Origin of the sequence: Kocuria salina (genome assembly GCF_013368965.1) — a bacterium.
GTDB classification, from domain to species: domain Bacteria; phylum Actinomycetota; class Actinomycetes; order Actinomycetales; family Micrococcaceae; genus Kocuria; species Kocuria rosea.
This window is the reverse complement of record NZ_SSSF01000007.1, coordinates 212,634-233,678: the sequence shown is the minus strand read 5'-3', so window position 1 is coordinate 233,678 and position 21,045 is coordinate 212,634. Positions and strand designations below refer to the sequence as shown.

The 21,045-nt window shown below is 75.1% G+C and carries 15 protein-coding genes; 10 read left to right on the top strand and 5 right to left on the bottom strand.

Annotated elements, in window-relative coordinates; genetic code table 11:
* Positions 1 to 32 precede the first annotated feature (32 nt).
* The 6 genes from E7Z53_RS14705 to E7Z53_RS14680 all read left to right on the top strand — a co-directional run bounded on the left by E7Z53_RS14705 (position 33) and on the right by E7Z53_RS14680 (position 10,252).
* On the top strand, positions 33 to 4,142 hold the full coding sequence (locus E7Z53_RS14705) for a fibrinogen-like YCDxxxxGGGW domain-containing protein (RefSeq protein ID WP_176338052.1): 4,110 nt from the start codon (positions 33 to 35) through the stop codon (positions 4,140 to 4,142).
* Positions 4,142 to 4,960 carry a CDP-alcohol phosphatidyltransferase family protein gene (locus tag E7Z53_RS14700; RefSeq protein WP_176338051.1) on the top strand — a complete coding sequence of 273 codons (819 nt, stop codon included), beginning with the start codon at positions 4,142 to 4,144 and terminating at the stop codon, positions 4,958 to 4,960. The genes E7Z53_RS14705 and E7Z53_RS14700 overlap by 1 nt, the downstream gene beginning before the upstream one ends.
* Positions 4,950 to 5,933 carry a glycosyltransferase family 2 protein gene (locus tag E7Z53_RS14695; protein ID WP_176338050.1) on the top strand — a complete coding sequence of 328 codons (984 nt, stop codon included), beginning with the start codon at positions 4,950 to 4,952 and terminating at the stop codon, positions 5,931 to 5,933. Before E7Z53_RS14700 ends, E7Z53_RS14695 begins: the two co-directional genes overlap by 11 nt.
* 7 nt (positions 5,934 to 5,940) lie before the next feature.
* The gene (locus E7Z53_RS14690) at positions 5,941 to 7,215 is read left to right on the top strand and encodes an O-antigen ligase family protein (RefSeq protein ID WP_017832379.1); all 1,275 of its coding nucleotides are present in this window, start codon (positions 5,941 to 5,943) and stop codon (positions 7,213 to 7,215) included.
* Positions 7,212 to 8,738 carry a lipopolysaccharide biosynthesis protein gene (locus E7Z53_RS20850; protein WP_176338049.1) on the top strand — a complete coding sequence of 509 codons (1,527 nt, stop codon included), beginning with the start codon at positions 7,212 to 7,214 and terminating at the stop codon, positions 8,736 to 8,738. The genes E7Z53_RS14690 and E7Z53_RS20850 overlap by 4 nt, the downstream gene beginning before the upstream one ends.
* 170 nt (positions 8,739 to 8,908) lie before the next feature.
* Positions 8,909 to 10,252 (top strand): hypothetical protein, encoded by a 1,344-nt coding sequence (locus tag E7Z53_RS14680; protein ID WP_176338048.1) that lies wholly within the window; start codon positions 8,909 to 8,911, stop codon positions 10,250 to 10,252.
* Between the two features lie 70 nt (positions 10,253 to 10,322).
* Here E7Z53_RS14680 and E7Z53_RS14675 read toward each other — a convergent pair whose 3' ends face one another.
* Complete coding sequence (locus tag E7Z53_RS14675; RefSeq protein ID WP_176338047.1) at positions 10,323 to 11,270, bottom strand: 4-(cytidine 5'-diphospho)-2-C-methyl-D-erythritol kinase; 948 nt, start codon at positions 11,268 to 11,270, stop codon at positions 10,323 to 10,325.
* The gene (gene rsmA / locus E7Z53_RS14670; RefSeq protein ID WP_176338046.1) at positions 11,267 to 12,169 is read right to left on the bottom strand and encodes a 16S rRNA (adenine(1518)-N(6)/adenine(1519)-N(6))-dimethyltransferase RsmA; all 903 of its coding nucleotides are present in this window, start codon (positions 12,167 to 12,169) and stop codon (positions 11,267 to 11,269) included. The genes E7Z53_RS14675 and rsmA overlap by 4 nt, the downstream gene beginning before the upstream one ends.
* Positions 12,170 to 12,431: 262 nt before the next feature.
* Here rsmA and E7Z53_RS14665 point away from each other — a divergent pair, with 262 nt between their 5' ends.
* A complete protein-coding gene (locus E7Z53_RS14665; RefSeq protein ID WP_176338045.1) occupies positions 12,432 to 13,328 on the top strand; it encodes a DUF559 domain-containing protein in 897 nt (298 codons plus the stop codon).
* A gap of 180 nt (positions 13,329 to 13,508) precedes the next feature.
* On the opposite strand, the gene E7Z53_RS14660 is transcribed toward E7Z53_RS14665, so the two are convergent.
* Positions 13,509 to 14,522 (bottom strand): TatD family hydrolase, encoded by a 1,014-nt coding sequence (locus E7Z53_RS14660; protein ID WP_176338044.1) that lies wholly within the window; start codon positions 14,520 to 14,522, stop codon positions 13,509 to 13,511.
* A 159-nt stretch (positions 14,523 to 14,681) separates the two neighbouring features.
* On the opposite strand from E7Z53_RS14660, the gene E7Z53_RS14655 reads away from it, so the two are divergent.
* The 3 genes from E7Z53_RS14655 to E7Z53_RS14645 are packed head-to-tail and all read left to right on the top strand — an operon-like array spanning position 14,682 to position 19,413.
* Entirely contained in the window at positions 14,682 to 15,632 is a 951-nt protein-coding gene (locus E7Z53_RS14655; protein WP_017832385.1) for an AAA family ATPase, read from the top strand.
* Positions 15,629 to 16,999 (top strand): DUF58 domain-containing protein, encoded by a 1,371-nt coding sequence (locus E7Z53_RS14650; RefSeq protein WP_176338043.1) that lies wholly within the window; start codon positions 15,629 to 15,631, stop codon positions 16,997 to 16,999. Before E7Z53_RS14655 ends, E7Z53_RS14650 begins: the two co-directional genes overlap by 4 nt.
* Complete coding sequence (locus E7Z53_RS14645; RefSeq protein ID WP_176338042.1) at positions 16,996 to 19,413, top strand: transglutaminaseTgpA domain-containing protein; 2,418 nt, start codon at positions 16,996 to 16,998, stop codon at positions 19,411 to 19,413. Before E7Z53_RS14650 ends, E7Z53_RS14645 begins: the two co-directional genes overlap by 4 nt.
* A 108-nt stretch (positions 19,414 to 19,521) precedes the next feature.
* Here E7Z53_RS14645 and cynS read toward each other — a convergent pair whose 3' ends face one another.
* Together cynS and E7Z53_RS14635 are read right to left on the bottom strand one after the other, a co-directional pair.
* Complete coding sequence (cynS, locus tag E7Z53_RS14640) at positions 19,522 to 19,971, bottom strand: cyanase (RefSeq protein WP_035926675.1); 450 nt, start codon at positions 19,969 to 19,971, stop codon at positions 19,522 to 19,524.
* 56 nt (positions 19,972 to 20,027) lie between these two features.
* Entirely contained in the window at positions 20,028 to 20,870 is an 843-nt protein-coding gene (locus E7Z53_RS14635) for a formate/nitrite transporter family protein (RefSeq protein WP_115162401.1), read from the bottom strand.
* Between the last annotated feature and the right edge of the window lie 175 nt (positions 20,871 to 21,045).

The window sequence follows — 21,045 nt, the reverse complement described above, 5'->3', positions numbered from 1 at the left end:
CCGTCCGCACGAACCTGTTGAGGAACCACACCATGGGAAACACGAACACCCCGCCCCGGGCGGACAGGAGCCGGCGCCGCGCGCGCACGGCCCGCACCAGGGCGTCCCTGGGCATCGGCACCGTGCTGGCCGTCGCCGCGACGCTGCTGACCTCCGTCCCGGTGGGCGCCGCGGAGGCGCCGCCGGTGGACGGCAAGTCCGCGGCCTCGGCCGCCGCGTCCTGCTGGGAGATCAAGCAGAAGGACCCGAAGTCCGCCTCCGGCGTCTACTGGCTGGTCACCCCGGCCATGACCGCACCCGAGCAGTTCTACTGCGACCAGGTGACCGACGGCGGCGGCTGGGTCCTCGTGGGCCGCGGCCGCAACGACTGGAAGGAGTACTACCAGGGCGTGGGCACGCCCAAGGACGTCTCCTCCACGGTCACGGGCACCGCGGCCTTCGCGCCCAAGCAGCTGCCCTCGAAGACGGTCGACGAGCTCCTGAACGGGCAGCGGCCCGACTCCCTCGAGGACGGCATCCGGATCCGCCGGGCCCGTGACGCCGCGGGCACCACCTGGCAGGAGGGGCGGATGAAGATCTCTGCCAAGCCGTACTGGAACTGGACGTTCGGCTCCCGCACCCCGGTGACCTCCTTCTCCCTGGTCTACGGCACCGGCGTGGCCTCCGGGACCACCGGCACCACCAACGACTTCGGCACGAACACCGGCACCGCCCGCGTGCGCTTCCAGGACGTCACCGAGACCAGCTGGCAGCGCGGCTTCCGCTACGGCGACGACGTGACCGGCAGCAACACCAGCACCACCCACCTGTGGACACCGGCCGCCGGCGGGAAGGGCGCCATCCCCTTCACCCAGATGTACCTGCGGCCCAAGCTCACCCAGCAGGCCTTCACCGGCAAGGCGATCCCCGACTCCGGCACCGCCGCGGCCGCCCAGCGGGCCCTGCCCAACAACGGCGCCGAGCCCACGAAGTGGGGCGCCGTGGAGCGCGCCGACGGGCAGGACGGCGAGATGAACTCCGAGGTGCAGGCCCTCGAGCAGATCGGGAGCACGGTGTTCACCGGCGGCAACTTCAAGGCGATGCAGCGCAACCAGGCCGGCACGGGGCGCGTGGCCCAGTCCTACCTGGCGGCCTTCGACGTCAACACCGGCGAGCTGCGCACCGACTTCCGCCCGGTCTTCAACGGCCAGGTCAAGGCCCTCGCCGAGCTGCCGAACAACCGGCTGGCCGTGGGCGGGCGCTTCAGCACCGTCAACGGCGTGAGCTCCCCCGGCTTCGTGGTGCTCGACGCCACGACCGGCAAGATCGACACCGCCTGGAACCTCAAGGTGGAGAACCTGCTGACCGGCGGCGTGCTGCAGGTCCGGGCGCTGGACGTGCAGGGCGACCACCTGTACCTGGGCGGTGCCTTCACCCACCTGAGCGGCGGGCAGGCCACCGGCAAGGTCTACGCCCGCTCCGGCGCCCGCGTGAAGATCTCCACGCGCACCCCGGACGCGAGCTGGAACCCCGAGTTCAACGGCACCGTGGCCAGCATCGACGCCTCGTCCAAGGGCGACCGGCTCTACGCCGCCGGCTACTTCAACCAGTCCCGGGGCGCCTCGGCGTTCCGCCTGGCCTCGGTGCGCACCACCGCCGGCGCCCCGCTGGACACCTGGACCTGGGAGCCGTCCGTGCCCGTGGACTACGCCAACCCCGGCCAGACCGCCTTCCAGCTCGCCGTGCGCGAGCAGGGGAACACCGTGTGGGCCGGCGGCGCCGAGCACTCGATGTTCGGCTACGACCGCTCCACCTTCCAGCGCACCTCCTGGGGCATCACGTCCCTGGGCGGCGACATCCAGGCGATCACTTCCACCGACGACACCGTCTACGGCGCCTGCCACTGCTTCCACTGGTTCAACGCCGGCGCCACCAAGTGGATCAAGGCCGGGGGCAACACCCGCCCCGTGACCGTCGCCGACCGGATCAACGCGATCGGCGCGTGGGACGCCGCCGGCGGCAAGTACCTGCCCGGCTTCAACCCGGAGATCAAGGGCTTCGGCGGCTGGGGCGTGTGGGCCACCCTCGTGGACAGCAACGGGGTCCTGTGGACCGGCGGCGACATCAACCGCAGCGTCGCCACCTCCGGCTCCGCGCAGTGGTCCGGTGGCTTCCTCCGCTTCGCCCCGCGCGACGCCAAGGCCCCTGCCGCGCCCACCGGCCTGAAGGTCGCCCGGGACGGCGACTCCGCCGCCCTCTCCTGGACGGCGGCCCCCGAGTCCGGCGTGACCTACCAGGTGCTGCGCAACGACCGGCCCATCGGCACCGCCACGGGCACCAGCCTCAAGGTCCCGCACGTGGACGCCGCCCGGTACGCGGTGCGCGCGGCGGACGCCGCGGGCAACGTCTCCGCCTCCACCCCGGTGGTGGTGGCCGGCTCGCAGCCTGCCCCGGAGCCGCAGCCCGAGCCCGAACCCGGCACGAGCACCCTGATCGCCGAGGGCGCCACGTGGAAGTACCACCACAACCGCGACGTCTCGCCCGGGGCGAACTGGACGGCCGCCGACTACGACGACTCCTCCTGGAAGCAGGGCTCGGCCGTGCTCGGCTGGAACGACGCCTCGGTGAAGACCACGCTCGTGGCCGACGGCACCCGCCCGATCGTCACCCAGTTCCGCAAGACCGTGGACGTGGCCGACGCCTCCAAGGTGGCCAAGCTGACCCTCACCACCCGCGCCGACGACGGTGTGGTCGTCTTCGTCAACGGCAAGGAAGTGGTCCGCTCCAACGTCGCCGAGGGCTCGCTCGAGGACACGCCGTGGGCGCTGTCCGCGCGCCGGACCGCCACCGCGGTGGCCGAGCCGGTCGTGGTCGAGGTGCCCGGATCGGCGCTGAAGACCGGCAAGAACGTGATCTCCGCCCAGATGCACTCCAGCTGGACGAACACCACCGACGCCACCTTCGACCTCTCCGCGGTGGTCACCGCCGGCACGCAGCCGGCGCCCCCGGCGGAGGAGGAGCCGCCGGCCGAGGAGCCGCCCGCGGAGGAGCCCCCGGCGGAGGAGCCCCCGGCCGACGAGCCGGCCGGTCCCAACACGCTGGTCGCCGAGGGCGCCACGTGGAAGTACCACCACGACCGCGCCAACCCGCCGGCCGGCGACTGGGCCGGCACCGGCTTCGACGACGCCGCGTGGAAGCAGGGCTCGGCCGTGCTCGGTTGGGGCGACGCCTCGGTGAAGACCACGCTCGTGGCCGACGGCACCCGCCCGCTCACCACCTACTACCGCAAGGAGGTGGACGTGGCGGACGCCTCCGAGGTGGCGAAGCTGACCCTCACCACCCGCGCCGACGACGCCGTGGCGGTCTACGTCAACGGCAAGGAGGTCGCCCGGGACAACCTGCCCGACGGCGACCTCGGCCCCGGCACCTACGCGACGGCCCCGCGCCGGACGGCCACCGCGGTGGCCGACCCGGTCGTGGTCGAGGTGCCCGGATCGGCGCTGAAGACCGGCAAGAACGTGATCGCCGCCGAGGTGCACTCCAACTGGACGAACACCACCGACGCGACCTTCGAGCTCTCCGCGGTCGTCACCCCCGGCACGCAGCCGGCGCCGCCCGCGGAGGAGTCCCCGGCCGAGGAGCCGGACGCGCTGGTCGCCGAGGGCGCCACCTGGCGGTACCACCACGACCGGGCGAACCCGCCGGCCGGCGACTGGGCCGGCACGGCGTTCGACGACGCCGCGTGGAAGCAGGGCTCGGCCGTGCTCGGCTGGGGCGACGCTTCGGTGAAGACCACGCTCGTGGCCGACGGCACGCGTCCGCTGACCACGTACTACCGCCGGTCCCTGGACGTGGCCGACGCCTCCAAGTACGGGAAGCTCACGCTCACCACCCGGGCCGACGACGCCGTGGCGGTCTACGTCAACGGCAAGGAGGTCGTCCGGGACAACCTGCCGGACGGCAACCTGGGCCCCGGGACCTACGCGCTGGCGCCGCGCCGGACGGCCACCGCGATGGCCGCCCCGGTCGTGGTCGAGATCCCCGCGTCGGCGCTGCGCAACGGCAGGAACGTGATCGCCGCCGAGGTGCACTCCAACTGGACGAACACCACCGACACGACCTTCGACCTCGAGCTCGTGCCCAGCACGGAGGCGAACGCCTGATGAGCACCACCGACACCGCCGCCCCGCGGCGCCGTCCGAGCTACGAGGAGGCCCTGGCCGGGCTGCGCGCCGCGCAGAAGCCCGGCCAGGGGGTCCCGGCGTACACCCGGTGGGTGAACCGCCCGCTGGCCCGCTACGCCGCCGCGCGGGCCGCCGCGGCGGGGCTGACCCCCAACGGGGTGACCGCCCTCAGCGCGGTCCTCTCCGCGGCGGGGCTGGTCGTGCTCGTGGCGGCTCCGCCCACCCCGGCCACGGGCGTCGTCGTCGCCCTGCTCCTCGCCGCCGGCTACGTCCTGGACTCCGCCGACGGGCAGGTGGCCCGGCTCACCGGCACCGGCTCGCCGGCCGGGGAGTGGCTCGACCACGTGGTCGACTCGATCCGGACCCCCGCGCTGCACCTGGCCGTGGCGGCCGCCGCCCTGCTGCACCCCCGGCCCGAGGCGTTCCCGGCAGCGGCCCTCGCGGTGCTCGCCGCGCTGTTCGTGCTCGTGGAGGTCGGCCAGTTCATGAGCCAGATCCTCGCCGAGCAGCTACGGCGCAAGGGCGGGATCGCCGGGCCGCCCGCGGGCGGGACGCTGCGCTCCTTCCTCAACCTGCCCACCGACGCGGGGGTCACCTGCTGGATCTTCCTCCTGTGGGGGTTCCCCGTACTCTTCCTGCCCGCCTACGCGATCCTGCTGGCCGCCCTCGCGGCGATCAGCGCGGTCTCCATGCGGCGCAAGTATCTGGGGCTGACCGCACGGCCCGCCGCCACCGCCCCGGACGCCGACGCCGTCGGCGCCCTCCCGACCGACAGGAGCACCCGCCATGTCCGCTGACGTCCTCGCCCCGGCCCCGGCAGCCGCCACCGCCACCGCCACCGCCGCAGGGTTCCGCACCGCCCACCCGTCCGTGTCCGTCCTGATCGCCACCGCCGGGCGGCCCGAGATGCTCCGCGAGGCGGTCCGCGCGATCGTCGAGCAGGACTACGCCGGCCCGCTGCAGGTCGTCGTGGTCTTCGACCGGATCGAGGTCGACCCGCTCACGGACGTGGAGGTCCCGGCCGGCGTGGAGCTGCGCACCGTGCCCAACACCCGGTCCCCGGGCCTGGTGGGCGCCCGCAACACGGGCATCCACGCGGCCACCGGGGAGATCATCGCCTTCTGCGACGACGACGACGTGTGGGCCCCGCGCAAGCTCACCCGGCAGGTGGCGCACTGGCACCGGCACCCGGAGGCCTCCGCGATCGCCGGCGCGATCGACATCGTCTCCCACGAGCGCACCATCCGGCGCGTCCCGCAGGCCGTGGCCACCTTCCCGGAGCTGCTGGCCGACCGGATGATGGAGATCCACCCCTCGGCGCTGATCTGCCGCCGCGCCGACCTGTACGGGCCCGTGGGCCTCGTCGACGAGGACCTGCCGTCCTCCTACGGCGAGGACTACGACCTGTTGCTGCGCCTGGCCCGGCACGCCCCGGTGCACTCCGTGCCCGAGACCGTGCTGACCGTGCGCTGGGACCGGCCCTCCTTCTTCCGCCAGCAGTGGGGGGACATGGCAGACGCCCTGACCTACATGCTGCGCAAGTTCCCCGAGTTCGAGACCTCCGACCAGGGCACGGCCCTGATGGCCGGCCAGGTCGCGTTCGCCCACGCCGCCCGCGGCGACCGCCGGGAGGCGGTCCGGTGGGCGCGGGCGGCGCTGCGCCGGGACCGCAGCCAGCTGCGGGCGTGGGGCGCCCTGGCCGTGGCGACCGGCGCGGTCAGCGCCGAGCGGCTGCAGAACGCCGTGTCCTTCTTCGGCAGAGGGGTGTGAGGCGGCCGTGGCGCTCCTGAGCCCCTCGGTGGTGCGGCCGGCCCCGGTCCGTCGCACCACCGGCGTCCTGCCCGCCTGGCCGCTGCTGGTCCTGTTCTGGGGGCTGCCGCTGATCTGGGCCTCCGGCGCCCTGCAGTTCGCCCCGGCGCTGCTCGCCGTGGTCATGCTCTTCCTGCTCGTGCTCCACCGCTCGGTGACGGTCCCGTGGCCGGCCTGGCTGCTCGTGGTGTTCCTGCTGTGGATGGCGGCGAGCTCGGTGCAGATCGAGGGGTTCGGCTCCTGGATGGGCTTCGCGCTGCGCTGGGTCAACATCTGCGCCGCGCTGATCTACTTCGTCTACTACTGGAACGCCCGCGAGACCCTGGACCACCGGCGGTTCCTGCGGGCCGCCGTGGTCGCATGGGCCACGCTCGTGGGACTGGGCCTGCTGACGTTCGTGATCCCCGAGGCGCGGCTGACCACCCCGATCGGCCTGCTGCTGCCGGAGGGCATCACCTCCAACGCGCTGGTGCAGAACTTCTTCTTCCCGCCCCTGGCGGAGGTCCAGCTCCCCTGGGGCGCGCCCGAGCCGTACAACCGGCCGGCCGCCCCGTTCCCGTACACCAACGGGTGGGGCTCCGGGTTCGTGCTCCTCACGCCCCTGGTCCTCGCCTACCTCACCACCGTCCGCTTCCGCGCCCGGCACCTGCTGATCGTGGCCGGGCTGGTGGCCTCGCTCGCCCCGGCCGTGGCGACCACCAACCGGGGCATGTTCCTCGGCATCGCGGTGGCGCTCGGCTACGTGATGGTCCGGATGGTCCTGCGGGGCCGGATCGGGGTGGCCCTGGCCGGGGTCGCCGGCACGGCCGCCGTCGGCGGGTGGCTCGTGGCCAGCGGCGCCGTGGAACGGATCCTGGGCCGCCAGGAGTACAGCGACAGCACGGGCACCCGCTCCGACCTGTACCGGGACACGTTCCTGGCCACCCTGGACTCCCCGCTGCTCGGCTACGGGGCGCCGCTGTACGACGAGACCGTCGGCATCGAGATGGGCACCCAGGGCTACGTCTGGACCCTCATGTTCTGCTACGGGCTCGTGGGGCTGGGCCTGTTCGTGGCCTACCTGCACGGGACCACGCTGCTGACGCTCAAGGTCCGCACCACCACCGGGCTGCTCGTGCACTCCGCGCCCGTGGCCGCGTGCCTGTTCTTCACCTACTACGGCCTCGACGCGGTGCAGTTCATCCTGATCAGCCTGAGCCTGGCCGTGCTGCTGCGCTCCCGGCGCTACGGGGAGGGGCTGTGAGCGCGCAGCCGCTGGCGCGCTCGGGCTCGCTGACCTTCGCCTTCGTGGTCACCGGTGCGGGCCTCGCCTTCGCCGCCACGCTGGTGGTCTCCAACGCCTCGGGCGCGGCGGCGGCCGGTCAGTTCTTCCAGGTGGTGGCCGTGCTGGCGATCGCCACCACCCTGTCCACTTTCGGCGCCGACACCGGGCTGGTGCGGGCGGTCCCCGCCCTCACCGCCCGGGGCCAGGGCGCCGCGGTGCCCGGGGTGCTGCGGATCGCGGCCCGGCCGGTGCTCGTGCTCGCCGCGGGCGTCGCCGCCACCGCGGCCGTGCTCACGGCCGTGCCCGGGACCCTGCCCGACGGCGTGGGCCCCGCCGTGCTGCTCGCGGCGCCCTTCCTCGTGCTGGGCGCCGTGCTCAACCTCGCCTTCGGCGCCCTGCGCGGGCTGCACCGGGTGCCGACCTTCTCCTTCCTGCAGAACGTGGTGCTGCCCTCGCTGCGGGTGCTCGGCGTCCTCGCCGTCGTCGTCGCCGGCGGCGGGCTGCTCGCCCTCACGGCGGCGTGGACGGCACCGGTCGCCGTGGTCGCCGTGCTCGCCCTCCTGCTGCTGCGCCGCTGTCTCCGGGACCTGCGCGACCGACCCGGGGCCGCTCCCCCGCCGGAGCCGGACCAGCAGCGGCGGGCGTTCTGGTCCTTCTCCTCCGCCCGCGGCGTGACCGCGGTGGTCGAGGCGCTGCTCGAGTGGCTCGACGTGCTGCTCGTGGCCGCGTTCCTGGGCCCCGCCGCGGCGGGCGTCTACGGCGTGGTCAACCGGTGCATCCGGGTGGGCGCCATGCTCGACCACACCGCGCGCATGGTCACCGGCCCGTCCATCAGCGCCGCGCTGGCGGTCGACGACCTCGCCACCGCCCGCTCCGTGTTCACCCGCACCACCGCCGTGCTCGTGGCCGGCGCCTGGCCCTTCTACCTCACCCTGCTGCTGTTCGGGCCGGTGGTCCTGTCCTTCTTCGGCGAGGGCTTCGAGTCCGGCTACCCCGCGATGCTCGTCATCGCCACCGCCATGCTCCTGGCCGTCTCGGCCGGCGGCGTGCAGTCCCTGCTGCTGATGGCCGGGCGCAGCCGGTGGCAGCTGATGAACAAGTCCGCGGCCCTGGCCGTGGCCGTGGCCCTGAACCTGTGGCTGATCCCGCAGTGGGGCCTCGTGGGAGCCGCCACGGCGTGGGCGGCGTCGGTGCTCACCGACACGGGGCTGGCCCTGTTCCAGTCCGTGCGGCTGCTCGGCATCGCCCCGCGCTGGTCCGTGGTCGGCGCCATCGCCGCGGCCGCGGCCGTGCTCACGGGCGGGGGCGGGCTGGCCGTCCGCGCCCTGCTCGGCATCACCACCACCGGCCTGCTCGTCCACCTCGCGCTGACCGGCCTGCTCGTGGCCGGCGCCGGGGCGGTCCTCGTGCTCCGGGGCCGCGCCGCCGTCCGGGGGACGGACGCCGAGGCGTGTGGTCCGAAGAGACCACGGGATCACCGGGTCCTGCTGTGGTCCCGATGAGTTTGCATCTGTAACATTTCAATCGATCGACATCGGAATCAGGACGTGGCCGACCGGGCTGGACCCGGCAGCGCTTCCCGGGGCCGGGGTCGGCGATCCGCCGGGGGGCGGACGCCGGGCGCGGCTGCTCCATCCGAGACGACCCGCGATCCACCAGGGGGGAAATCCACATGAGCGAGACTCTGAACACCATCGGCGCCGAACGGCGCCGAACCCGGGACGACACCGTCCGGGCCCGGCCGAACCGGCCGGAGCCGGCGGACCCGACGCCCGCGTGGCGCCGCGTCCTGCACCGGTGGCCCACGATCCTCAGCACCTGGCTCGTCGTGCTGGCCGCCGCCCTCGTGGCGGGTCTGCTGTGGCCGCCGACCTACCAGGCGACCGCCTCGATGACCGTCACGCCGAGCGCGGTGAACCCGCTCACCGGCGACTCCGGTTTCGAGGAGGTCGAGATGCAGACCGAGATGGCCACGATGGCCTCGCAGCGCATCACCCTGCGGGCCGCCGCCCTGCTGCAGGACGTCCCCGTCGAGGAGGCCGACCCCGCGCTGGCCGAGGACCTGCTCGAGCGGCTCTCGACCACTGCCCCGGACGACACCCAGGTGCTCCGCGTGACGGTGACCGGCGACGACCCGAACCAGGCCGCCGAGCGCGCCAACGCCCTGGCCACCGCCTACCTCGCCGACCGCGGCGAGGACGTGCAGACCACCGCCGACGACACGCTGAAGCGCATCGACGAGTCCATCGCCGGCCTCGAGCGCAGCGACGACGACTCCTCCAGCCTGCGGCAGCTGCGCGAGCAGCGCACCGCCCTCGCCCTCATCGCCCCGACGCCGGGCCGCGTGATCAGCGAGGCCACGCCGCCGCAGGAGCCCTCCTCGGCCGGCATCCCGCTCTTCGTGGCCGGCGGCGTGGTGGGCGGCCTGGTCCTCGGCGCCCTCGCCGGGGCGTTCCGGGAGCGCGCCGACCGCAGCGTGCGCCGGCCCGACCGGCTCGCCGACGGGACCGGTTCGCCCGCCGTGGTGCTGAACTCCGTGGATGACGAGGACGGCGCACTCGAGCTGCTGCGCCGGCTCTCCCAGGACGAGGACCGCGCGGTGCCGCGGCCCGGCTCCCGGATCGCCGTGCACTCGGCCCTGCCCGGACAGGCCACCGTGGTCGTCCAGGCACTGGACGCCGTCGTCTCCTCGTGGGGCGGCACCGTGGAGGTCGTGGACACCCGCACCCTCACGGACGCCGTGGGCCCGCTGGGCGACACCGACTGGCTGGGCATGGACGACACCACGCCCTCGCTGCTCGTGGCCACGGTCCCGCCCCGCGCGGGTGCCGCCGAGCTCGCCGCCCTGACCGACCGGGTGGACGGCGTGGTGCTGGCCGTGGAGCCCCGGGGCCGGCTGCGCCGGTTCCAGGAGCGCTTCGAGCGGCTCAGCGGCCGCGGCGCCGCCGTGGTCCCCGCGTTCGTGGTGCAGCGCCAGGTGCGCCCGGGCACGGACGCCGCGCCGCAGCACCGCTGATCGTCCGCCGGCGCCGCCTGAACCCGGGAGGTCAGGTCAGATCCAGGCGCCGGCGGTCGGAGGCCAGGGGTCAGGGAGCACGCACCGCGAGAGCGGGCGCTCCCTGGCCCCTGAGCACGTCCGCGAGGTCCTCGGCCGCGGCGGCGTCCGCCACCAGGTGCGCCACCGTGGGCCCGGACCCGGATACGAAGCTCGCCAGCGCGCCGGCGGCCGCGCCCGCGGCCAGCACCGGCCCCAGCTGCGGCGCGAGGGACAGGGCCGCGGCCTGCAGGTCGTTGGCCAGCAGCGGGGCCAGCTCGCCGGCCGCCCCGGTGCCCAGGACCGCCTCGAGGTCGCCCGGCAGCCGCGGCGCGGGGACGTCCTCGTCCGCGCGCAGCCGGTCCAGCTCCGCGTAGACGGCGGGCGTCGACAGCCCAGCCTCGGCCGCCACCAGCACCAGGTGCAGCGCCGCCCCGACCGCCACCGGGCGCAGCCGGGATCCCGTCCCGGTGCCGACCGCGGCCCCGCCCGTCAGCGCGAACGGCACGTCGGCGCCGAGACCGGCCGCGAGCTCCAGCAGCGCGTCGTCGTCGAGCTCGGGCTCCCCCGAGACGCGGGCGGCGAGCCGGTTCACGGCGACCAGGGCCGCCGCGGCGTCCGCGGAGCCCCCGCCCATGCCGCCGGCCACGGGCACGGCCTTGTCGAGCTGCAGGTGCAGCCCGCCCGCCAGGGGCGGGAAGCGGGCGAGCACGGCCTCGGCGGCCCGGACGGCCAGGTTGGACCCGTCGGTGGGCACGGCGTCCAGGGAGAACGTCCCGCGGTCGAGCTGCTGGGCCACGAGCGAGCCCGGGACCGCCGCCACGCCCACGGTGGTGCCGGTGCCCCGGGTCAGCGTGGCCGTCAGGGTCTCCCCCGTGCTCACCGCGCAGTACAAGCTCGCGACGTCGTGGTAGCCGTCCGGTCGCGGCGGGCCCGCGGCGAAGAACAGGTTGACCTTGCCGGGCGCGCCGGCGCGCTCCGTGAGCAGCACCGCGGTCATGCCCCGCACACCCCGGCGGTCAGGCCCGCGGCGGCGCCGGCCCGCGCGATCCGGGCGAACTCGTGGACGTCCAGCTTCTCCCCGCGCTCCCCGGGGTCGATCCCGGCGGCCTCGAGGATCTCGCCGGCCGCCGCGGCGGAGCCCGCCCAGCCGGCGAGGGCGGCCCGCAGGGTCTTGCGCCGCTGGGCAAAGGCGGCGTCCACCGCGGCGAAGACCAGCTCCCGGTCCACGTCCGCCACCGGCTGCTCGCGGCGGACGAAGCGCACCAGCCCCGAGGCGATCTTCGGCGCCGGCCAGAACACGTTCTTCCCGATCGTCCCGGCCTTGGTGACCTCCGCGTACCAGGAGGCCTTGACCGACGGCACCCCGTACACCTTGGAGCCCGGCGCCGCGGCCAGCCGGTCCGCGACCTCCTCCTGCACCATGACCAGCCCGCGGCGGATCGAGGGGAAGCGGGCCAGCAGGTGCAGCAGCACCGGGACGGCCACGTTGTAGGGCAGGTTCGCCACCAGGGCGGTCGGCTCGGCGGGCAGCTCCTGCACGCGCATGGCGTCCTGCTCGAGCACGGTCAGCCGCCCCGCCCGCTCGGGGCGCAGCCGCTCCACCGTGTGCGGCAGCTGCGCCGCCAGCGGGGGGTCGATCTCCACCGCCACGACCTGATCGGCGGCGTCCAGCAGCCCCAGGGTCAGCGAGCCGAGGCCCGGTCCCACCTCGAGCACCGTCTCGTGCTCCCCCAGCCGCGCGGCGGCGATGATCCGCCGGATCGTGTTGGGGTCGATCACGAAGTTCTGCCCCAGCGTCTTGGTCGGCCGGATCCCGAGCTGCTCGGCGAGCGCCCGGATCTCCGCGGGCCCCAGCAGGGCGCGGGCGGCGGGCTCTGGCGCGGTGGATTCTGTCACCGCCCCATCGTATCGGCCCGGTGCCCTGGCACCCCTCGCCCCCTCCTGACGCCGAGCCCACACATTCCGGCCCCCTCGCCGCCGAGCCCCCACTGCGGCTGCATATCCCCAGCATTCCTCTGGGGATATGCAGCCGCAGTGGGGGCTCGGCGAGCACCGCATTCGCACTCCCCATTTCCCTGCGGCGCGGTCCCTCCGGATTGTTGTTCCCCGTTGCGGCGGCACCGGCCCGCCCGGCCGGCGCCGGACCTATCACGGAGTCATGACCGAGCCCATGAGCCTCCACCAGCTGCACGAGACCGGCCTCAGCAGCCGAGGGATCCGGCGCCGCCTCCGCGACGGAGATCTCCACCGGGTCCACCCTGGCTACTTCACGGCGTCGGACGCCTATCTGCGACTCAGACCCGAGGAGCAGGCGCTGCTCCGGCACCGGGCGCTCAGCCGGGCCGCCTCCGTGCCGCCGATCTTCTGTCTCGCCTCGGCGGCCCTGGTGCACGGCCTGGATCTTCGGCGCGTCCCGGCCCGTCTGCACACGCTCACCCGGCCGGGGCAGGGAACCCACAACGGATACGCCGGCATCGTGAGGCACCAGGAGCCCCTGCCGGCGTCCGACATCGTCACGGTCGGCGGGCTGCGCGCGACCACAGGTGAACGAACTCTGCTGGACTGCGCCCGCCTGCTGCCTTTCACGGACGCCGTGGTCCTGGCGGACCAGGCGCACCGTTTCGGTCTCACGCGGGCCCGATTGGAGCAACGACTGCCGGAGTGGGCCGGCCGACGCGGCGTGCGCAGAGCTCGGCGCGTGCTCGCCGCGATGGACACGCGCTCTGAATCCGTGGGTGAGACCCTTACCCGCCTCATGCTGGCGGAGTCCGTCCTGCCGGCGCCGGAGCTGCAGTGGGTGATCGTGGGCCGGACGGGGACCTACCGGGCCGACTTCGCGTGGCCCGCGCAGTGGCTGGTGCTCGAGTTCGACGGCGAGAGCAAGTACAGCGACTCCGCGGCCACGGTGATCCGCAACGAACGGCGGCGCGAGGTCGAGATCCAAGAGCTCGGGTGGACCGTCATCCGGGTCGGTTGGCACGACGTCGTCCGTACCCCGGCCGCGACCGTCGACCGGATCTCGGCCGCACTGCGCCGCACGGCAACGCCCCGCTGACCCAGGCTCCATCCCTCCCGGCCCGCCGCGTACCCGCCACTGGCCCGCCGAGTCCCCAAAGTGCTCGCATTTCCCCAGAGAGTTTCTGGGGAAATGCGAGCACTTTGGGGACTCGCCGCGTAAAGGGGCCAAGCTGTGGGGACTCGGCGGGTCGGGGAGGGGAAACGGGGGCGCCGCGGGTCAGAAGGGGCCGTACACCCCGAGGGTGTTCGCCCAGAGGCGCTCGCACAGCGGCTCGAGCTCCTGCTCGAGGATGCCCGCCATCCCGCGCACCGTGTAGTTGACCACGTAGCTGGCGTTGGGCCGGCCCCGGTACGGGTGGGGGGTGAGGAACGGCGCGTCGGTCTCGGTGAGCACCAGTTCGGGGCGGGCGGTGCGCAGCGCGGCCTTGAGGTCGTGGCTGTTCTTGAAGGTGACGGTCCCGGAGAAGGACATGTACCAGCCGTGCTCGTTGCAGGTGCGCGCGAGCTCCTCGTCCCCGGAGAAGCAGTGGAACACGGTGCGCTCGGGGGCGCCCTCCTCCAGCAGGACGGCGACGACGTCGGCGTGGGCGTCCCGGTCGTGGATCTGCAGCGCCTTGCCGGTCTCCTGGGCGAAGCGGATGTGCTCCCGGAAGGACCGCTTCTGGTGCTCCCGCCCCTCCCCCTCGGTGCGGTAGTAGTCGAGACCTGTCTCGCCGAAGGCCCGGACCCGCTCGTGCTCCCCCAGGGAACGGATCGCGGCGAGCGCCTCGTCGAGGGTCCCGGCGGCCGCGAGCTTCGGCGCCTCGTTGGGGTGCAGCGCCACGGCGGCCAGAACCCGGGGGTCGGCCTCGGCGGCGGCCACGGCGAAGCGGGAGGAGGGGACGTCGCAGCCGACCTGGACGAGCCCGCCCACCCCGGCGAGGGCGGCGGCGTCCGCGGCGTCCCGGACCGAGACCTGGACCCGGCCGTCCTGCAGGTCGAGGTGGGTGTGGTTGTCGGCCACCGGGTGCGGCAGCGGCTCCGGCGCCGGCGGGTAGGAGAGGTTGCGGCGGCGCCCGTCGTCGGCCTGGGCGGAACGGCGCCGGGTGCCCTCCCCCGCGGGGACGTCCTCGGGCACGGCGTAGTGCTCGGGCTCGTAGGCGGCGGGGGCCGCGCCGGGGGCGGGAGCGGGGCGGGCGGCGGGGTCGGGCCACAGGGAGGCGGCGAGGAGGGTGGCGTTGGGGTCGGTCACGGGCGGCACCTCAGGAGGTCTCGGGGAGCGGATCGGGAAAGAGGACGGGACAGCGGACAGGAGAGCCGACGGGAAACACGCGGGCACCGACCAATCTACGAGCTGGGCCCGGGCAGACATACTGGGAGCTGCAGACGCGAGCAGGAAGCCGAGGAGACCATGGAGTCCTTCCCCCAGTACACGCAGGCGATCCTGGACCGGATCAACGCGGTGATCGACGGCAAGCCGGAGGCGGCGCGCACGGCCCTGAGCGTGCTGCTGGCCGGCGGGCACCTGCTGGTCGAGGACGTGCCGGGCGTGGGCAAGACGATGCTGGCGCGCACGCTGGCCACCGCGATCGGCGGGACGGTCTCGCGCGTGCAGTTCACCCCGGACCTGCTGCCCACGGACATCACGGGCGTCTCGGTCTACGACCAGGCCCGGCGCGAGTTCGAGTTCAAGCCCGGCCCGGTGTTCGCCAACGTGGTGATCGGGGACGAGATCAACCGGGCCTCGGCCAAGACGCAGTCCGCGCTGCTCGAGTGCATGGCGGAGGGCCAGGTCACGGCGGACGGCACGACCTACCGGCTGTCGACCCCGTTCATGGTGGTGGCCACGCAGAACCCCGTGGAGATGGACGGCACGTTCCCGCTGCCGGAGGCGCAGCGGGACCGGTTCACGGCCCGGATCTCGATGGGCTACCCGGACACCGCGGCGGAGATGACGATGCTCACCGACCACGGCGGCGGCTCCCCGCTGGAGGGCCTGCAGCCGGTGGTCTCCCTCGAGGACGCGGCCCGCCTGGTGGCGCACGTGCGCGGCATCCACGTCTCGGACGCGGTGCGCGCCTACATCGTGGCGCTGGGCCAGGCCACGCGCTCGCACCCGCAGATCCGGCTGGGCGCCAGCCCGCGGGCCCTGCTCCAGCTGCAGGCCGCGGCCCGCGCGGAGGCCGCCCTGAGCGGGCGCGAGTACGTGCTGCCCGACGACGTGCGGGCGGTCGCGGTGCCGGTGCTCGCCCACCGCCTGATCCTGGACCGGCGCGCCGGCACCGACTCCGCGGAGGAGCTGGTGCGAGCGGTGCTGGACGAGGTGCGGGTCCCGGCCGAGCACACCCCCCGGACCCGATGAGGCGCCGGCCGGCGCCGGGACGCACGGCGGAGGGCGAGCGGGCGGAGCAGCCCGTGGACTCCCGCGCCCGGTTCACGGGGCGCGGCTGGGCCTTCCTGGGGGCCGGCGCCCTGTGCCTTCTGCTGGCCACCTGGCTGGGCCGCAAGGACGTGCTGGCGCTGGCCCTGTTCCTCGGCGGCGCCCCCCTGTTCGCGGCCCTGTCCCTGTACGTGGTGAAGCCCAGGGTGCTGCTCAAGCGCGGCGTGGACCCGGCGCTGGTGACGGCCGGGGACTCCGCCATGGTCCGGCTGCGCGTGCGGCACCGGACCCGGCGCGGCGGGACGGTCACCGGGGCGGTCGCCGTGCACGAGACGGTCCCGGAGCCGCTGGGCGGGGACCGCGAGCTGGTCGTGGAGGCCGGCGGGGAGCCCGCCGCCTACACCGTGCGCCCCCGCCGCCGGGGCGTGTACGCCCTGGGGCCGGCCACCGTGCGGGTGGCCGACCCGTTCGGCCTCGCCGCCGAGCTGCTCGACGCCTCCGAGCGCACGTCCCTGCACGTGGCGCCGGACGCCGTGGAGCTGCCGGAGATCAGCGCCGACCGGCTGCGGGAGTCCGGCACCGACCCGTCCCGGACGGCGCAGCCGCAGCCGGGCCCGGACAACGTGACCACCCGCGAGTACCGGCACGGCGACCCGATGCGCCGGGTGCACTGGGCCGCCTCCGCGAAGCAGGGCCGGCTGATGGTCCGCCAGGAGGACCCCCGCAGCACCCGCCGCCTGACCCTGGTCCTGGACCGCGACGAGGCCTCCTGGCCCGGGGAGCGCCTGTGGGCCGGCGTGCTCCCCAGCACCGCCGAGTTCGAGTGGGCCGTGTCCTTCACCGCCGCCGTGCTCGAGCACCTCACCCAGCGCGAGACCGCCCTGCACGCCCTCGACACCTTCGGCCGCCCGCTCCCCCGCGGCGGCGAGGACGACGACGACGCTCCCGCCCGCACCCGCGCCACCGCCGTCACCGACGACGGCGCCGAGGACGCCCGGCACGGGCTCGCGCGCGTCCGCCCCGAGCCCGCGCCCCGGGAGACGGGGCCCGGCGGGACCGCGGAGGACGCGCTGGCCGAGCGGTTCGACCGCGACGGCATGGTCCACCCCGTGCTGCTGGTCTCGGGGGACCTCTCCGCCGCGGCCGCCGAGCGGGTCCTGGGCGGCACGCAGCGGGCGGCCGCCGGCAGCGCCGTGCTGGTGACCTCCTCTCCCGACCACGTCCCGGACGGGGCGGGGGTGCTCGAGACGGCGGGCTGGTCCGTCGTCGTCGTGCCGGCGTCCGCCGCGCCCGAGGACGCGTGGGCGCAGCTGGGCTCCGGGACCCGCGCGGCCGGGGCCGTCCGGTGAGCGCCGCCGTCCGCGCCCCTGCGCCCACCCGCCCGCCGGAGACCGCCGGACCGCCGGAGGACACCAGGACGGGCCGCCGCCCGGTGCGCGCCGTGCTGGGCCTGGCCGGCACGGTCCTCGTGGCGGTCGGGCTGTCCCTCGTGGCGCTGACCGGGGTCCTCGACGGCGCGGGCTGGGTCCCCGGCGCGCTGCTCGCGGCCCTCGCCGTGGTCGTGGCGACCACGACGTCCCGCCTGCTGCGGCTGCCGGGCCTGCTGGCGCCCCTGTTCGGCGCCGGCGCCCTGACGCTCGTGCTCACGCTGCTGTTCCTGCGCGAGCCCGCGCTACTCGGCCTCGTGCCCACCCCCGGGAGCCTGTCCCTCGGCGCGGAGCTGTGGCGGGAGGCGGCCGGGATCGTCGCGGAGCGGCCGGCCCCGTACCCGGGGGGCGCGGCGCTCGCGTTCGTCGCCGCCCTCGCCACCGGTCTCGTGACCCTGTTCGTGGACACGGTGCTCGTGGCGCTGCGGCTGCCGGGGGTCAGCGCGCTCGGCGTGCTGGCGCTGCTGGTGGTGCCCGCCCTGGTGCTGCCCGGGAGCGTGGGCGCGGCCGGGACGGCGGCCGCGGTGGTCGCGGCTCTGGTCCTGCTCGGCGGCGGACGGCGCTTCGGCGCGGTCCGCGAGCCCCGCACCGCCGCGGCGCCGGGCAGCTGGCCGCGGGCCCTCGTGGTGGGCGCCGGTGTGCTCGCAGTGACGCTGCTGGTCCCGGGCCTGGTGCCCGGCTTCGTCAACGGCGCGTTCCCCCAGGGCAGCGGTCTCGCCGGCGAGCGCGCCTCCGGGGTGGGCCCGCTGCGGGCCGTGGGACAGGACCTGCGCTCCGCGCAGCAGCTGCCGCGCCTCGAGTACACGACGAGCACGGACGAGCCGGAGCTGCTGCGGGTCCTCACGCTCTCCGACTTCTCCGGGGCGGAGTGGTTCCCGGACACCACCGGGCTGGACCCCGAGCTCGACGACCTCGGGCCCACGCCGCTGCACCCGGTGGGCGGGGGCCCCGAGCGCAGCACCTCCGTGGAGCTGCGGGACTGGTCCGAGCGCTGGCTTCCGCTGCCGTGGGCGCCCGTGGACGTGGCGGGGCTCGAGGACGGCGGCTGGGCCTGGAGCCCGCTCGACCTCACCGTGCACGGGGCGCAGGTCCCGCCGGAGGGCACCGCCTACGAGGTCCGCTCGATCGTGCCCGAGCCCACGTCCGCGCGGCTGCGCGAGGCCCCCGCCGCGCCGGACTCCCCGGAGCTCGCCCCGTTCCGCGAGCTGCCGGGCGGGACCCCGGCCGCCCTCCGGGACGCGGCCCGGGAGCGGGCGGGGGACGCCCCCACCGCCTTCGACCAGGCCCTGGCCCTGCAGGAGTGGCTGCGCTCGGACGAGTTCCGCTACGACGTGGACGCCCCGCTCGCGCAGGGCTACGACGCCGGCGGCATGGCCTCCCTCGAGGAGTTCCTGGCAGTGCGCACGGGCTACGCCGGTCACTTCGCCCCGGCGATGGCCGTCATGGCCCGGGAGCTCGGCATCCCCGCCCGCGTGGCGGTCGGCTACCTCCCAGCCACCGGCGCCGCCCCGGACGGGTCGGCGGACGCCGACGAGCCGTTCGGGGACGCGGCGGAGGCGGGCGCCTTCACGGTCCTGCCCCGCGACGCGCACGCGTGGCCGGAGCTGTGGTTCGAGGGCTCCGGGTGGGTGCGCTTCGAGCCGACCCCCGGCACCGGCGACCTCCCCGGCTACGCCGCCGAGGGGCCGCAGGACGGGGACGGGCAGTCGCAGGAGGGCGAGGGCACCGCGGAGCCCACCGGCGCCCCGACCGACGCCCCCACCCCGGCGAGCACGGCGGACAGCCCCGACGAGGACGCCCCCTCCGCCGAGCCGACCGCCGTGCCCACCCCGGAGGCCCCCGCCGCGCCGGAGGCCGACGACGACGCCGGACCGGCCGGGTGGCTGCCCTGGCTAGCCGGGATCCTGACCGCCGCGCTGCTCGCCCTGCTGGCCGCCCTCCCCCGGCTCCTCCGGTCCCGGCGGCGCCGGCGCCGGATGCGGGTGCTGGGCGACGCGCAGGCGCCGGCGGCCGATCGGGCCCTGGCGGGGTGGGCGGAGGTCGAGGACCTGGGTGTCGACCACGGGCTGGGCCGCGCCGCCGCGGAGACGCCCCGGGCCTACGTGGACCGGCTCGGCGCCGTGGTCCCGGCCGCCGCGCCGGCGCTGGGGCGGCTCGGCCGGGACGTGGAGCGGGCCCTCTACGCGCCGGGCACCGCGGAATGGACCCCCGAGGCCGGCCCGGAGGACGTCACGGCGCTGCGGACGGGTCTCGCCGAGCGCGGCGGCCCCGGCGCACGGCGCGCCCGGTGGCTCCCCCGCTCGGTGACGACCCGCTCGGCGACGCCCCGCCGCTGAGCGGCCCGACCGCCGAGTCCCCCCGGTGCTCGCAGTTCCCCCCGATCGATCCGGGGGAACTGCGAGCATCGGGGGGACTCGGCGGGCCACGGGGTCAGGGGCGGGGCGTCACCACTTGTAGTCGAGGAACTTCCCGTCGAAGGTGACCACCACGCGGTCGCCGTCCGGGTCGGGCCGGCGGGAGACGTCGACCCGGAAGTTGATGGCGCTCATGATCCCGTCGCCGAACTCCTCGTGGATGAGCTCCTTCAGGGCCGGCCCGTACACGGAGAGAGCCTCGACGAAGCGGTAGACCGTGGGGTCCGTCATCCGCGCCGGGTCGCTGCCGCGGGACGGCTGCTGCTGCAGGCTCTCGGCGACCGTCCCGTCCAGGCCCAGCAGGTCGCACACCTGCCGGGCCTGCTCCGGGGTCATCGGGTGCTGGCCCAGCAGCGCGGCGGTCGTCCAGACGTGCGGGGCGCGGATCTCGTCGGCGATCTCGCGCCAGGACAGGCCGCGGCGCACCCGGGCGGCGACCACGAGGTCGGCGGCGTCGGACTTGGTCAGGATCGGGGTCATGCGGGGCTCCTCGGGAGTCGGCGAGCTGGTGGGGGCGGGTCGGCCGGATCCGGCGCTCACGCGACCGGGACGCGGTCCTCCTGCGCCGCCGGCCGGATGCGGGGCGCCCCGGTGCGGGCGTGGGTGGCGTAGAGGGTGAGCCCCACGAACGTCAGCCCGCCCACCAGGTTGCCGAGCACGGTGGGGATCTCGTTCCACACGAGGTAGTCCATGACCGAGAAGTCGCCGCCGAGGAGCAGACCGGAGGGGAACAGGAACATGTTGACGATCGAGTGCTCGAAGCCCATGTAGAAGAACAGCATGATGGGCATCCACATCGCGATCACCTTGCCGGAGACGCTGGTGGACATCATCGCGGCGACCACCCCGGTGGAGACCATCCAGTTGCACAGGACGGCGCGGACGAACAGCGTCAGCATCCCGGCGGCGCCGAACTCGGCGTAGCCGACGGTCCGGCCCTCGCCGATCTCGCCGATCTGGCGGCCGACCTCGTCCGGGGGCAGGGAGAAGCCGTAGGTGAAGATGATCGCCATCAGCACGGCCACGACGAACGCCCCGGCGAAGTTGCCGGCGAACACCAGGCCCCAGTTGCGCAGCATCGAGCGGACGGTGACGCCGGGGCGCCTGTCGATGAGCGCGAGCGGCACGAGGGTGAACACGCCGGTCAGGAGGTCGAAGCCCAGCAGGTACAGCAGGCAGAACCCGACCGGGAAGAGCACGGCCCCGAGCAGGGGCTCGCCCGTCCGCACGGTGACGGTGACGGCGAAGGCCGCGGCGAGCGCGAGGATCGCACCGGCCATGAACGCACGGATCAGGGTGTCGCGGGTGGACATGGCGACCTTCGCCGCTCCGGCGTCGATCATCTTCGTGACGAAGTCGGCGGGCATCACATAGGACATGGCATGGCTCCGTTGCTGGACGGACAGGAGGATGCCGGGTCCCGCGCGGCACGTGCCCCGCTCCCGGCACGTCCCAGTCTGGACGGGCCGTGTTTCCGCACCGTGTCCCCGTCCGCTCCCGGGGGTCAACTCGGCCTCACCGGGGCGCGGCGAGCCTGTGAGGCGACGCCCGGGC